The sequence below is a fragment of the Anaerosinus sp. genome (assembly GCF_965318445.1).
In genome coordinates this window covers 355,529-369,569 of record NZ_CBDNNH010000002.1, presented here as the reverse complement: position 1 = coordinate 369,569, position 14,041 = coordinate 355,529, and the positions used below count along the sequence as shown (strand labels likewise).

11 protein-coding genes are annotated in these 14,041 nt (G+C 33.6%); 4 read left to right on the top strand and 7 right to left on the bottom strand.

Going from position 1 to position 14,041, the window contains the following annotated elements:
* Positions 1 to 299: 299 nt before the first annotated feature.
* Complete coding sequence (locus ACWZFG_RS02140) at positions 300 to 1,244, bottom strand: TIGR01212 family radical SAM protein (RefSeq protein ID WP_455576957.1); 945 nt, start codon at positions 1,242 to 1,244, stop codon at positions 300 to 302.
* A complete protein-coding gene (locus ACWZFG_RS02135) occupies positions 1,234 to 2,985 on the bottom strand; it encodes a DUF4080 domain-containing protein (RefSeq protein WP_455576956.1) in 1,752 nt (583 codons plus the stop codon). The genes ACWZFG_RS02140 and ACWZFG_RS02135 overlap by 11 nt, the downstream gene beginning before the upstream one ends.
* A gap of 278 nt (positions 2,986 to 3,263) precedes the next feature.
* On the opposite strand from ACWZFG_RS02135, the gene ACWZFG_RS02130 reads away from it, so the two are divergent.
* The 3 genes from ACWZFG_RS02130 (at position 3,264) to ACWZFG_RS02120 (ending at position 6,435) form a co-directional block, all read left to right on the top strand.
* Complete coding sequence (locus ACWZFG_RS02130) at positions 3,264 to 4,043, top strand: N-acetylmuramoyl-L-alanine amidase family protein (protein WP_147668169.1); 780 nt, start codon at positions 3,264 to 3,266, stop codon at positions 4,041 to 4,043.
* A 93-nt stretch (positions 4,044 to 4,136) separates the two neighbouring features.
* Complete coding sequence (gene pepF / locus ACWZFG_RS02125; protein ID WP_455576955.1) at positions 4,137 to 5,999, top strand: oligoendopeptidase F; 1,863 nt, start codon at positions 4,137 to 4,139, stop codon at positions 5,997 to 5,999.
* A gap of 133 nt (positions 6,000 to 6,132) precedes the next feature.
* Positions 6,133 to 6,435 carry a zinc-ribbon domain containing protein gene (locus tag ACWZFG_RS02120; protein WP_147668165.1) on the top strand — a complete coding sequence of 101 codons (303 nt, stop codon included), beginning with the start codon at positions 6,133 to 6,135 and terminating at the stop codon, positions 6,433 to 6,435.
* Positions 6,436 to 6,571: 136 nt separating this feature from the next.
* Here ACWZFG_RS02120 and thrC read toward each other — a convergent pair whose 3' ends face one another.
* The 3 genes from thrC to pepD form a co-directional block, all read right to left on the bottom strand.
* A complete protein-coding gene (gene thrC / locus ACWZFG_RS02115) occupies positions 6,572 to 8,065 on the bottom strand; it encodes a threonine synthase (RefSeq protein WP_177505429.1) in 1,494 nt (497 codons plus the stop codon).
* An 11-nt stretch (positions 8,066 to 8,076) separates the two neighbouring features.
* Positions 8,077 to 8,559, bottom strand: coding sequence for a Cys-tRNA(Pro) deacylase (gene ybaK, locus ACWZFG_RS02110; RefSeq protein ID WP_455576954.1), 483 nt, complete (start codon positions 8,557 to 8,559; stop codon positions 8,077 to 8,079).
* Between the two features lie 225 nt (positions 8,560 to 8,784).
* Positions 8,785 to 10,257, bottom strand: coding sequence for a beta-Ala-His dipeptidase (gene pepD, locus ACWZFG_RS02105; RefSeq protein ID WP_455576953.1), 1,473 nt, complete (start codon positions 10,255 to 10,257; stop codon positions 8,785 to 8,787).
* Positions 10,258 to 10,493: 236 nt separating this feature from the next.
* Here pepD and ACWZFG_RS02100 point away from each other — a divergent pair, with 236 nt between their 5' ends.
* The gene (locus ACWZFG_RS02100; RefSeq protein ID WP_177505426.1) at positions 10,494 to 11,399 is read left to right on the top strand and encodes an RluA family pseudouridine synthase; all 906 of its coding nucleotides are present in this window, start codon (positions 10,494 to 10,496) and stop codon (positions 11,397 to 11,399) included.
* A gap of 45 nt (positions 11,400 to 11,444) precedes the next feature.
* Here ACWZFG_RS02100 and ACWZFG_RS02095 read toward each other — a convergent pair whose 3' ends face one another.
* Both ACWZFG_RS02095 and typA read right to left on the bottom strand, forming a co-directional pair.
* The gene (locus ACWZFG_RS02095; RefSeq protein WP_147668154.1) at positions 11,445 to 11,855 is read right to left on the bottom strand and encodes a cell division protein SepF; all 411 of its coding nucleotides are present in this window, start codon (positions 11,853 to 11,855) and stop codon (positions 11,445 to 11,447) included.
* A gap of 168 nt (positions 11,856 to 12,023) precedes the next feature.
* Positions 12,024 to 13,838 (bottom strand): translational GTPase TypA, encoded by a 1,815-nt coding sequence (gene typA / locus ACWZFG_RS02090; RefSeq protein WP_177505425.1) that lies wholly within the window; start codon positions 13,836 to 13,838, stop codon positions 12,024 to 12,026.
* Positions 13,839 to 14,041: the final 203 nt, after the last annotated feature.

The following is a 14,041-nucleotide window of genomic DNA, read 5'->3' as shown; positions in this document are numbered from 1 at the left end:
AACCCGCACATCTGGCATAATTGAATCAAGTAATACATTACTTAATATCTACATTGTTTAGTTTTCAAGGAACACTTGATTGCTGGCGTAACCAGCTCATTTATATTATCAGAAGCGATTTGCTTTGTCAACATCTTTTTTAAAGATGATTGGTAAAGTTCACTTCCCGTGCCGCTCGTTAGCGACTTGTATTATATTACACGCTTCACTCTTTTTTGTCAATATTTTTTATGAAAAAATACGAGATTTTTTTATCCTCGTATTTTTGCTTAATCTTTTAACTATTTATATTTTACTTCCTATTTAACAAATCTTCTTACGGCACTACCATTTAAATAATTACAAAGTCTCCCTTGATAAGTACCACGCTCTTGCATGGTCTTTAGAATCGTATCGCGAATTTTCCACCAGCCAGTCTGCCAATTGCTAAATAAAGTATTACTTTCAGGCGCTCGTCCAATTAGACGCTGGACAACAATCTTATCATCTAAGTATTCGAGAAACGTGATAACTCGTTCCATGTATTCTTCTTTACTAATTAATTGTATACCTCCAGCTTCGTATTCCCTTGCCATTTTCGTCTCTTTAACAATATATAGAGCATGTAACTTGACTTGATTCATCTGCAATGCTGACATCATTTTTGCATTTTCTATTACATCCGTCATATCATCCCATGGCAAGTTTAAAATTAAATGGGTACAAATCGCTAAATCATATTTTTTAATCCGCATAACCGCATCAATATATTCTGCTAAGGTATGTCCACGATTCACTTTGATTAAAGAATGATAGTTCACGCTTTGTAAACCTAATTCAATAGAAATATCAATCTGATGTTTTTCTTTTACCTCTTTCATCATCGCCAGATAATCATCATGAATACAATCTGGTCGAGTGGCAATTGCAATTCCTACAATATCATCTTGACAGGCTTCCTCTAAATAACAGCGTAATTTTTCTACCGGCAAATACGTATTGCTAAAATTTTGAAAATACGCAATAAATTTTTCAGCTTTATATTTGGGCGAAATATGCGCACGATTGGCATTAATTTGCTCTGTTACCGTCATATCAGCTGGCAAATTTTCATAACCTGCACCAATTTCCCCACAAAAAGTGCATCCTGAAACTCCACATACCCCATCTCGGTTTGGACAAGTAAGTGGCAAACCAACGGGTAGTTTATAAACCTTTTCTCCATAACGTTTCTTTAAATCATCTGAATAAACATTATAAATCATGACAATCCCCTTGCAAAAAATCTTTTACCTCTAATTTTTGATATTGAATTTCTTCTTGCTCCAGCGAAAATAAAACAGCTGTCTTCTCTTCAATGATAACACCTGATTTGATTAAAGTAAAAATGTCAGTAGAGAAAAACTCAATATGATATTTTTTCTTAATGTCGCGCCATGTTGTAAATTTATAATTTTTAATATATTTTTCCGCCCAATTTTTTCGCCAAAAATCAGCATTCGCTTCATAATATAAATCTTCATTCCAATTAAGAAAAGCTGGACGTATGCTACCTTTATCAGTAGTTAACGCATCAAATTTCATCAATTCTTTTATTATCTTTATTTCCTTTGGCTCATACACTTCACAAAAATCATATAAATATTGATAAAGAACCTTTGTCGTATGGGCCACTAAATGTAGTTTTCTCATTATCCAATACTGTGTTAATTTTTCATAGAAATGAAAAGCATCATTATTCTCTAATCGAATAAGATACTCCGTCACATTTCTAAACCGCCCTGCATTATAATACAGCTCAAAAACCTCTTCGAATATCTGTAAAAATCTTATTTTTTCATAAGAAATATAACGATTTGCCAATACTTGATACGGTGCACTATCCATGAAGATATATTCATCCACTTGATGATTTTGTGCAATTCCCGATCCTTTTAACATTTTTAAAAATCCAAGTTGCAGCATATGAGGCTTTAATGCATACACATCATTAAAAGACTTTGCAAAAGAACGATAATCCTCTTTTGGCAATCCAATAATCAAATCTAAGTGCATATGAATATTATGAAAAGATAGAATCTTTCCCACATTCCCTACGATTTTCTCCCATTGATTCTTTCTTTGGATACTCTCTAAAGTTTCTAAGTTAGTTGATTGAATTCCAATTTCTAATTGTACCCTCCCCTTTGGCATTTTGGACAAAATATCTAAAACTTCTTCATCTAATAAATCAACCGCGACCTCAAAATGAAAATTGGTTCGACACTCCTGTTTAAGTAAAAATTTTAAAATCGGAATATAGTGACTTTTCTTTGCATTGAAAGTTCGATCAACAAATTTCACCTGGCGAACATTATGCTGAATAAAAAATTCTAATTCCTTTAATACACGTTCTATTGAAAAGAACCGTACGCCCTTTGTCGCACTAGATAGACAATATTGACAAGAAAATGGGCAACCACGAGAGCTTTCATAATAAATAATTTTATCTTTCAATCCATCCATATCTTGTTCTTGATATGGAAAAGGTATTGTATTCAGATCCTCGACAACGACCGCCCGTTTACCATCTACTTTTTTATTTTGTTCTATAACCCCTACAATATCTTTAATTTCCTGCTTACTTTGTAATCGTGCTAATAATTGATAAAAAGTTTCTTCCCCTTCACCAAGCACAATATAATCTACCGCTTGATGCTTTTTTAAAAATTCAATGCCATCATAAGAAACTTCCGGTCCACCACAAATGATTTTTGTTTCTGGCAATACCTTTCTTAGCAAACCAATAATTTTAATCGTCATTTCGATATTCCAAATATAGCAGGCAAAGCCAATGACATTTGGACGTTTTTCATAAATTTGTCCAACAATATCTAATAAATGATTATTAATCGTAAACTCTACAATTTCTATAGGCATAAGATCTTTACAATATTTTTTTAAATATCGCAAAGCCAATGAAGAATGTATATATTTTGCATTTAATGTTGTTAAAACTACTTTCATATAAATCACCTCGTATATCTTTCAATAGTGTATCATAAACACGTTCGTTGTCAAAAGAAGTTTTGCCCTTTTATTATCCATGTTTACTTTTGCCGACACGGAAGTATTAAAAGCAGATAAACAAACTCTTTGCTTTTGCGAGAATCGTTTATTTCGCTAGATATTCTCGTTAATTATAAAATAAAAAAACGTTGAAAACAAAAGACCCACATGATAATCACATTTTACTAAAAAGTAATCATAGAATACACCAAAACTACTAAAGGTGGTGCAACTCTATGCGAATTGTATTCGATGGACAAAAATTAGCTGATAATCTCCGAGCCAGCAAGGACTTATTAGTTACAGTCAAAAGTTTAGCCAAAGCATTAAATTGGCGAACTTCTTATAATCCTACGAAAGAAACGATTTACGTTTCTACAAATTTTAATGAGCAAATCCCAATAAATTATGATGAAAATTCAATAGAATGTGGAGAATTAGAAAGCTTACGATTACAAGATAAAATTATCTGTGTTGATGCAGGTCATGGCGGCGAAGATTATGGTGCCATGGGACCACAAAAAACAATGGAAAAAAACAACAATTTAGCAATTGCATTAAAACTACAGCAAAAACTTGAAGCCAATGGTGCTACCGTGGTCATGACTAGAACATCCGATCAAGCTGTATCTTATAATAATTTAAGCAAAAGAGAAGAGCTCTGCCAAAGAGTTATGTTAGCAAATGATACGAATGCAGATATCTTTATCAGCATTCATAATGACTCTTTTTCTAATAGCACAAATGCAGGCACTTCTACTTTTTATTATGACGAAAAATCTTATGTATTAGCATCTTGTATTCAGAATTCTTTAATACAAGAAATTCATACAAAAAATCTTGGGGTAAGATTTGCTAGTTTTTACGTTATCCGCTATACATCTATGCCAGCAGTTTTAGTAGAAGCAGCTTTTATCTCAAATCCAGAAGAAGAATTATTTTTAGCTAGTGAAGATGGTAGAGAAAAAATTGCTGATGGGATTTACCAAGGTATTGTTCGATATTTTAAGGTATAATCTCTGTGTTTTAAAAGAATAAGTTGGTATAATATTCATAGAACTATAATATAATAAAACTATTTCAATAATTCAAAGGAGCTAAAAACTTATATGTATTTATACAAAAACTGTTTTTTTCAAAATTTAACACCTGCTTCATCAATAAAAAAGTTACACGAAGTCCCGCTTCGCAGTGAAATTAGCAGTAAGGATCAATGGAAATTAAATCATATCTACCAAACCAAAGATGACTTTTTTAAAGATATTACAGAAATCAAAACTCTGTTAAAGCAAATGCTTAAATTTAAAGGAACGCTTGATGAAAATGCCAAGCAACTATTTGATTGTTTAAAAAACGCTGATAAGATCAATATCATTTTAGGTAAATTATATGGGTATGCACGTATGCATAGAGATATTGATGCCAAAAATTCAGATTATCAATCTATGACTTCTCAAATAGAATCACTTTTATCACAAGCATCCTCCGTTCTAGCTTTCATTGAGCCAGAATTGCTTGCTATGCCAGAAAATAAGCTTCGCCAAATGCTCTTAAGCAAAGCAAGTCTAAGAGAATATAAATTTTTCATCCAGGATTTATTGCGACTTAATAAACACGTTTTATCTCCACTAGAAGAAGAACTTTTAGCCAAAACAAGCGAACTTTTAAAAGCTCCTAACAATATTTTCAGTATGTTAACAAATGCAGATTTAAAATTTCCTAAAACACCTACAGAATCTGGTGAAATGGTAGCCCTTAGCGAAGGGCGCTATAATTCTTTAATTCGTTCAACTGATCGCGAAGTGAGGGAAACAGCGTTTAAAAACCTTTTTGATACTTATGCCGCCTATCGCAATACTTTGGCTACCACTTATGCCAGCTGTATTAAAAACAAAATTTTTTATACTAAAGCAAAAAACTATCCTTCTACGCTTGAAGCTGCATTAGAAATAGACAATGTACCAACTGATATTTATACAAAAGTTATTGATACAGTGCATAAATATTTTTCAAAACTTCATCAGTATATTAATCTTAAAAAACGCTTTTTAAATTTATCAGAGATTCATATGTACGATTTATATGTGCCTCTAGTAGAAAATGCAAATAGTAACTATCCTTATGATACTGGTCTAAAACTTGTAGTGGATAGCTTAAAACCATTGGGTGAAAAATACATTAACGATTTATTACAAGGCGTACAAAACGGCTGGGTAGATATCTATGAAAACCAAGGAAAACGTACAGGTGCTTATTCTTGGGGCATATATGATGTTCACCCATTTGTATTATTAAACTATGATAATAAATACGGCGCTGTTTCAACATTAGCACATGAACTGGGGCACGCAATGCATAGTTATTATAGTAACGAAGCACAACCTTATAATACGTCTTCTTATACAATTTTTTGTGCTGAAGTCGCCTCAACAACGAATGAAATTTTATTGCTTGATTATATGTTAGAAAATGAAAAAGATCCTAAAAAACGCATTTATTTTATCAATCAATATTTAGAACAAATTCGAACCACTGTTTATCGCCAAACCATGTTCGCCGAATTTGAAATGATTGTTCATCACAAAGCAGAAGCCGATGAATCTCTCACCGCAGATAGTTTTGAAAAAATTTGGTTAGATTTAAATAAATCTTACTACGGAAATGAAATCATTATCGATGATGAAATCAAAATTGAATGGGCTCGTATTCCCCATTTCTATCGTCCGTTTTATGTATACAAATATGTAACTGGTTATGCTGCCGCTACTACATTAGCGAATAATTTGCAGACCCAAGGACAATCCGCACAAAAAAAATATCTTGACTATTTAAAAAGCGGAGGATCCGATTATTCTATTAATTTATTAAAGGTAGCAGGCGTAGACATGACGGCATCTACACCGTTAGAAATTACTTTAGAAAAATTCTCCTCAAGACTTAAAGAATTGGAAGAATTACTAATAAACTCTTGACAAGACTAATATTTCACAGTATAGTAGACTACAGTAACTAATTAAATTGCTCTGGATAACTTGCGAGGCCTAACCAATCAACTTACCAGCTCAATTCGTTGGCGACTAATATTTTTAAGGAGGTTGGTTAACAATGACCTACCAAGACAAACAACTTACATGTAAAGAATGTGGAGCTGAATTCAGCTTTACTGCATCAGAGCAAGCTTTTTACGCTGAGAAAGGATTCCAAAATGAACCTTCTCGTTGTCCAGAATGTCGTTCTGCTAGAAAAGCACAAAATAACAGAGGCGGTAATGGCGGTTTCCGTCAACAACGCGAAATGTTCGATACAGTATGTAGCGAATGTGGTAAAGATACACAAGTTCCTTTCAAACCAACAGAAGGTAAACCTGTTTTCTGTCGCGATTGCTTCCAAGCACATAAAAGTTATTAATTATTATGGAGACCTATTAGGTCTCCTTTTTAATTGCAAAAACAAAAGCTGTTACACGATACAAATAGCTTTTGGGTTATAAATAAATAGGCTGTTACTAACCAATAAAGTTAGTAACAGCCTATTTATTTATAACCTACTTTACTAAAGACATAACAACCTTTTTCATATCTTCTTTTTCACATTGTTGTTTATGCAATATTTTAATTGTTCTTAAGGAATCCAATCCCTCAGGCACTTTCATCCCACTTATTTTTTCCAATGCATCTAGCATAGCAAATTCGTTGCCTTCGGTAACTTTTGATTTATCTAATGCGGCCAAAACACTTGCATTAAACTTGTACGGACTCGCTGTAGATACAATAACATTTACAGTTGTATCACCTGTAACTTTTTTATAACGATCCGCTACTTCCCACGCTACTGCAGTATGTGTATCTGCAACATATTGATGTTTTTCATAAACAGATTTAATTTTTCCTGCTGTTTTTGTATCATCTGCCCAGTCAGCCCAAAATACCTCTTTGATTTTTGCTAAATAATCAGCACCAACTGTATACTCACCATTTTTATTTAGTGATTCCATCCACGCTTTAACTTGCACTTTATCTCCTCCACCAATATGGAACAATAATCGTTCAAGGTTACTTGAAATCAAAATATCCATGGACGGCGAAGCTGTTTTATGGAATGCTCTATTTCTATTGTATGTACCAGTTTGTAAAAAATCAGTCAACACATTATTTGCATTTGATGCACAAATCAATTTATGTACCGGCAAGCCCATCTGTTTTGCATAATATCCAGCTAGAATATTGCCAAAGTTTCCTGTAGGCACAACAAAGTTAACTTTGTCCCCCATTTTTAATTTATTTTCTTTTACTAAATCAGCATATGCACTAAAGTAATAGACGATTTGTGGTACAAGACGCCCCCAGTTAATTGAATTTGCCGAAGACAACTGGAAGCCTGCTTCATTCAGCTTTTTATTAAACTCTTCATCATTGAAAATATTTTTCACACCGGTTTGAGCATCATCAAAATTTCCATGAACAGCAATAACAGAAACATTGTTTCCTTTTTGGCTGACCATTTGTAATCGTTGCATTTGACTAACGCCTTCTTGTGGATAAAAAACCATAATACGAATTTGATCTACATCTTTAAATCCTTCTAAAGCAGCCTTCCCCGTATCGCCAGAAGTTGCGACAAGGATAATAATCTCAGCTTTTTCACCTGTCTTTTTTAATGCTGTAGACATTAATTGAGGCAACAATTGCAATGCCATATCCTTGAATGCACTCGTCGGTCCATGCCATAATTCCAATACATTTGTATCCTCTGATAAATTAACTACTGGTGCAATTAAATCAATATCAAACTTTTGATTTCCATAGGCACGCTCTACACAAGCTGAAACTTCAGCTTCCGTATAATCTGTTAAAAATTCAGCTAAAATTTTCTTAGCACGATTTTGATAAGATAAGTTAATGAGACTTTCAATAAAATTATTTTCCAATACCGGTATATGATTCGGAACAAATAATCCTCCATCATCAGCAATCCCTGCAATAATCGCCCCTGCCGCTGTTAATTCTTTTTCGTTTCCCCGCGTACTTATATATCTCATATTTTTCTCCTTTACCTAATAGATTGCCGGATTAAATTAGCCATCATACCGTTTACAGCCTTTTTCAAATCATCTGGAGCAATTATAATTTGACATCCGCGTACACCCGCACTAACTGCTATAGTTTCAAAATTATCCATGCTTTGATCTAGATATACAGGATAAGCTTTTTTAGCTCCAAGAGGTGAAACTCCACCGCGAATATATCCAGTTAACCCTTGCACTTCCTTCAAGTGCACCATTTCAGCCTTTTTATTGTTACTAACAGCTGCCAAAGCTTTCAAGTTCAGCTCTGCACCACCTGGAATACAGGCCATCAAAACCCCATTTTTATCCCCGCGTGCTACTAACGTTTTAAAGACTCGTTCTAAAGGCATTCCTACTTTTTTAGCAACATTTGGTGCGCTTAAGTCTTCCAAGTCAACTTCATATTCTTTAAGTTCATATTGAATGTTAAGACCATCTAAGATCCTAGCTACATTTGTCTTTTTCATCCATTATGGCTCCTCTGTTAAAATATATCTGTATTCCCTCGCAAGTACATAGATACATTTTATCCTATTTTTCTTTCTATAATAGTCCACATTGTATACCAACATGAATCATTATAACGTATGATGTATCTTTTAGCAATCTTTAGATAAATAAAGTTAAATTTATGAATTATTAGTTTTAGATTTTTATTTGCTGATGGGGATTCACCTAGATTACTGCTTACTTTATAATTCTTTTACTCGCTTTAAAATCTCTATGATTAATTTTACATGTGGCACTAAAGTACACAATTCTAAATGCTCTTGTGGTGAGTGAATATCTTTTACATTTGGTCCGATTGAAATAATATCCAGATCAGGATTTTTAGCACTAAACCAACCTGCTTCTAAACCTGCATGAATCGATTCTTTTTTCATAGGAATTTTATTTTGTTCTTCAAATATTTTTACTGTTAAAGGAATAAGCTTAGAATTTTCATTTACTGGCCATCCTGGCGATTTTCCCGAAAAATTCATATGAAAATCACATAAACTTGCTATTTTCCCAAAAACCTCTTGAAAGTAATTAAAATATTTATCCACCGAAGTACGTGGGAAAATATTAAATTTAATCTGATCATTGTTTATTTCAACCAATCCCATATTGGATGAGCTTTCAACTAATCCATCTACTGCTGAAGACATTGTATGTACACCATCTTGCGCCATACAAATAAAATTTATTATTTTATCCGCTATTTTTTCCTCAATTACTTTCGTTGGCATATCGACTTTTTCTACTTGAATTTCAAAACCTATCTCTTTTGAGAAATGTTCTAATACATACTGTTTAACGTTAACAATCACTTCTCTAGCACGTCCAAAATATTCTTCATCCAAAACTAAAATAGTTTCACAAGTAGATGGGATAGCATTTCTTGCTGTGCCTCCGCTTAAATCTGCAATCTCAAATGCCACCTCTGCCTTTTTTAACTGATATAGAAAGTATCCCATAATTTTAATCGCGTTAGCACGATTATCATGAATCATTACACCTGAATGTCCGCCAAGCATTCCAGTCAAGGTAAATTTTAGCGCATTCTGATATATTGCCTTTTTCCATTGAATATCACCTGTAACATCAATATTAACACTGCCTGCCGAACTCATCGTCACTTTATCCCAATCTTCTGAGTCGCAGTTAATTAAATATGCACCATCTAAATATTTAGACTCTAAGTTTGATGCTCCACTCATTCCGGCTTCTTCATCCGTTGTAATAATAACTCTAAGCTCTCCATGTTGAATTGTGTCACTTGCTAGAATATAAAGTGCTGCAGCAACGCCGATTCCATCATCTGCCCCCAATGAAGTTCCTTTGGCTTTAAGTACATTGCCGTCATTGATTAACTCTATTGCATCCTGCAATGGATTATAGTCCTTACCAGGTTCAGCCACACATACCATATCCATATGCCCTTGCAAAATTACCCGTGGCAAATCTTCATATCCGGGAGTTGCTGGCTTATCAATAATAATGTTATTTGTATCATCTTGAATAACTTTTAATTCCTGCTGCTGTGCCCAATGATATAAATAATCACTTACAGCTTTTTCATGACCAGATTTACGAGGAATAGCAGCTAATTTTTCAAATTGTTTAAGCACCCCATTTAAAATTTTTCTATCTTTATCGTTTAATGTATCAACATAACTCATTTATTTTTCCTCCTTTTTTTGATTCAGTACTTATAAAAACCACTTATTTAACATAATTCATCTAGATGGTCAATTGTAAAGACTCGAATTTGCATGTGACAAATAAAAATTTACATTGCTATTGAATCATTATACTTCCATTATTTTTAAAATAAAATTCTTTTTCATGTAAAAATCGTATTATTTTTGTTATAATACTTGATGCAAAATAAATAAAATAAATCATTGAGGTAAAAATGAATACAAAAAAATCTTTTTCAACTTATGTAATAAATTTAGACTCTGCGAATCTTACAGTAGAAGAATACTTAAAAAATATTCTTCATTATTCTTCACGTAAACGCCAATTACTTACTCGAAATAAGGGAATTTATTTAAATCGAAAAACAACCTTTATGAAGCGTCAACTAAAAGAAAATGACATATTACGAGTCATGGACTTTCCAGATATAAGTTATGGCGTAACACCACAAAATCAAAAAATTGATATTCTGTATGAAGATGAACATGTAATCGTACTTAATAAACCACCAAAACTATTAACACATCCAACAGGACAAACAACTAGTAATACTTTAGCGAATTATTTAGCGTACTATTTTCAATCCAAACAAATTTTATCAACTATCCGACCTATGCATCGCCTTGATCGCGATACCTCAGGATGTATTGTATTCGCCAAAAGCGCACATAGCCAAACTCTGCTAACAAAGCAACTTGAACACCAGATTTTAAAACGTTTCTATCTTGCAATAACCGAAGGATGCCCGAAAGAAAAAAAGGCCACCATCAACCGCCCTATTGCCATACATCCGTCATTCCCTAATCAACGAATAACTTCGTCTACTGGAGAGACAGCAATTACTCATTATGAAGTAATCGAAAATTTAGCAGAGACCCATAGTCTTCTATCATTATCTTTAGAAACAGGTAGGACGCACCAAATACGCGTTCATTTAGCTTCTGTTGGTCTACCGATCTTAGGGGACTCCATGTATGGAAAAAAATCCAATTTAATTTCACATCAATCTCTGCATGCAGCAAAAGTTCAATTTAACCACATTGAAAGCAACCGAAAAATTTTAGTTCAAGCACCAATGCCAAAAGATATGAATGAGTTACTCATCCAGTTACGCAAATAAATTACAGGCAGTCAATCTGACTGCCTGTGTATTTCACTCAATATATTACCCTTGTGCATATGTAGGAATACTATAGCTGCATAATTCTTTATCAATATCAACATTTTTAGGAGTATACAATACGCTATATTCCGAAACTCTCTGTATAGATCCCTCTAAAATATAGCACACCCCATTTACAAAATCACACAATCGCTGCTGTTCAGAAACATCTATAAATTCATAGTTCACGAAAACAGCTTCCTTAGCTTTTAAATGGTCAGCAATTATATTCCCTTGATTAAAACTAGACGGTTCAAACACAAGCACCTTTAAAGCTGGTGCTTCATTCATATATACCTTCAGTGCCGGCCGTTCAGTCTTAGTCATTTCAGGTATATCTTCTTTTTCAATTGGCGCATCATCTTCAGGCATTAGTACATTTGCAATTTTATCAATCAGGTTGTTAGAAGACATCCCCACCGCCTCCTCTAATAACAAAATAATTAACTATCATTATGTCAGTATTCTTCATTTAATTCAAGTTTCCTGCAAAAAAGAATTTTTTCTGCAAAATTTAACAATAATTATTTTTTATTTAGTAAAAAGCACTTATTTCCTACGAAAATAAGTGCTTTTATTATTTTATTTTTGCGAATTTTTACGCTCACGACCACGTTGCAAGCGATCAAGGACAGCTTTACGTAAACGGATGCTTTTTGGTGTAACTTCAACCAATTCATCTTTATTAATATATTCCAACGCTTGTTCCAAACTTAAAATACGCGGAGGAACAAGTCGAATTGCTTCATCAGAAGAGCTTGTTCTCATATTAGAAACATGCTTTTTCTTACATGGATTAATATCCATATCCATTTCACGAGAATTTTCCCCAATAATCATACCTTCATATACTGGTTGATTTGGCGATACAAACATCGTACCACGATCTTGTACGCTATAAATACCATATCCAGTTGTTTCACCTTGCTCAAAGGCAACCAAAGCGCCACGTGTACGACCTGGAATATCACCTTTGTAAGGAACATACCCATGGAATAAATGATGCATAATGCCATTTCCTTTTGTATTCGTTAAAAATTCAGAACGAAAACCAATTAACCCGCGTGCTGGAATGACAAATTCCATACGAAGATATCCAGATAACTCATTCATATTCGCAAGTTCGGCTTTGCGTGTTCCCAATGCTTCCATAACAGTTCCCATAAATTCTTGCGGAACATCAATTGTTAGGTATTCCATTGGCTCACAAAGCTGACCGTTAATTTCTTTGTAAATTACTTCTGGTTTACCAACTTGTAATTCAAAGCCTTCACGACGCATTGTTTCAATTAATATAGATAAATGAAGTTCACCACGTCCAGAAACTTTAAATGTATCAGCATTATCTGTTTCTTCCACTCGTAAGCTTACATTTGTTTCAATTTCTTTAAATAAACGATCGCGCAAATGACGAGAAGTAACAAATTCCCCTTCTTTACCTGCAAACGGACTCGTATTAACTCCAAAAGTCATTGCTAAAGTAGGCTCATCAATATTAATGCTTGGTAAAGCCTCTGGCTGTTCAGCATCAGCAATTGTTTGTCCAATGCTAACATCGCCAAGACCAGTTAATGCAACAATATCACCCAAACCCGCTTCTTGCACTTCAACACGTTTTAACCCTTGATAAGTATATAGTTTACCAATACGTGATCTTGTTTCAACATCACCATTAATGATTACAACACTTTGGTTATATTTCGCACTACCACGAATAATACGACCAATCGCCACACGTCCAACGTATTCATCATTATCTAATGTAGTTACCATAATTTGAAGAGGACCTTCTGCATCGCCTGTTGGTGCAGGAATTTCTCTTAATAATAAATCCATTAATGGATTTAAGTTTTCACTTTCCTCATCCATTTCCATTTTAGCAATACCAGCACGCGCGGCTGCATAAACAACTGGGAAATCCAATTGATCATCATCTGCGCCAAGTTCCATAAACAATTCTAGGACTTCGTCATAAACATCATCCACACGTTGGTCAGGACGGTCAATTTTATTAATCACAACGATAGGTTTTAATTTTTGCTCTAAAGCTTTACGCAATACATATTTTGTTTGTGGCATAGGTCCTTCAAAAGCATCAACCAATAACAATACCCCATCGACCATATTAAGTACACGTTCTACTTCTCCACCAAAATCAGCATGACCTGGTGTATCTACGATATTAATTTTTACATCTTTATACATAACAGCTGTATTTTTTGAAAGAATAGTAATTCCACGTTCACGCTCAAGATCATTCGAGTCCATTACGCGTTCTGCAATTTGCTCATTCGCACGAAACGTTCCATTTTGTTTTAACATCGCATCTACTAATGTAGTTTTACCGTGGTCAACGTGTGCAATAATTGCTATATTTCTTATATCTTGTTTTTCCATTCATTAGCCTCCTAAGTTTTTGAAAAGCCTTGTTTTATCTATCACAATTATTTTTGTAATTTTTTCAACAGCATATGCAATTTTATCACTTTTCCTATACCATATCAACTATCTTCATAAAATTATTTCATCTTAATAAATAATAAAATTAAAAATGCATCCTTAAATAGTTGACAAAATCAAACTATTCAAGATGCATTTTT

Bases quoted from the DNA above. Each gene is read 5' to 3' on its own strand.
- ACWZFG_RS02140 (WP_455576957.1), bottom strand. From the start codon at position 1,244: ATGATTTATAATGTTTATTCAGATGATTTAAAGAAACGTTATGGAGAA.
- thrC (WP_177505429.1), bottom strand. From the start codon at position 8,065: ATGAGATATATAAGTACGCGGGGAAACGAAAAAGAATTAACAGCGGCA.
- pepD (WP_455576953.1), bottom strand. From the start codon at position 10,257: ATGAGTTATGTTGATACATTAAACGATAAAGATAGAAAAATTTTAAAT.
- ACWZFG_RS02135 (WP_455576956.1), bottom strand. From the start codon at position 2,985: ATGAAAGTAGTTTTAACAACATTAAATGCAAAATATATACATTCTTCA.
- ACWZFG_RS02100 (WP_177505426.1), top strand. From the start codon at position 10,494: ATGAATACAAAAAAATCTTTTTCAACTTATGTAATAAATTTAGACTCT.
- ACWZFG_RS02130 (WP_147668169.1), top strand. From the start codon at position 3,264: ATGCGAATTGTATTCGATGGACAAAAATTAGCTGATAATCTCCGAGCC.
- pepF (WP_455576955.1), top strand. From the start codon at position 4,137: ATGTATTTATACAAAAACTGTTTTTTTCAAAATTTAACACCTGCTTCA.
- typA (WP_177505425.1), bottom strand. From the start codon at position 13,838: ATGGAAAAACAAGATATAAGAAATATAGCAATTATTGCACACGTTGAC.
- ybaK (WP_455576954.1), bottom strand. From the start codon at position 8,559: ATGAAAAAGACAAATGTAGCTAGGATCTTAGATGGTCTTAACATTCAA.
- ACWZFG_RS02120 (WP_147668165.1), top strand. From the start codon at position 6,133: ATGACCTACCAAGACAAACAACTTACATGTAAAGAATGTGGAGCTGAA.
- ACWZFG_RS02095 (WP_147668154.1), bottom strand. From the start codon at position 11,855: ATGTCTTCTAACAACCTGATTGATAAAATTGCAAATGTACTAATGCCT.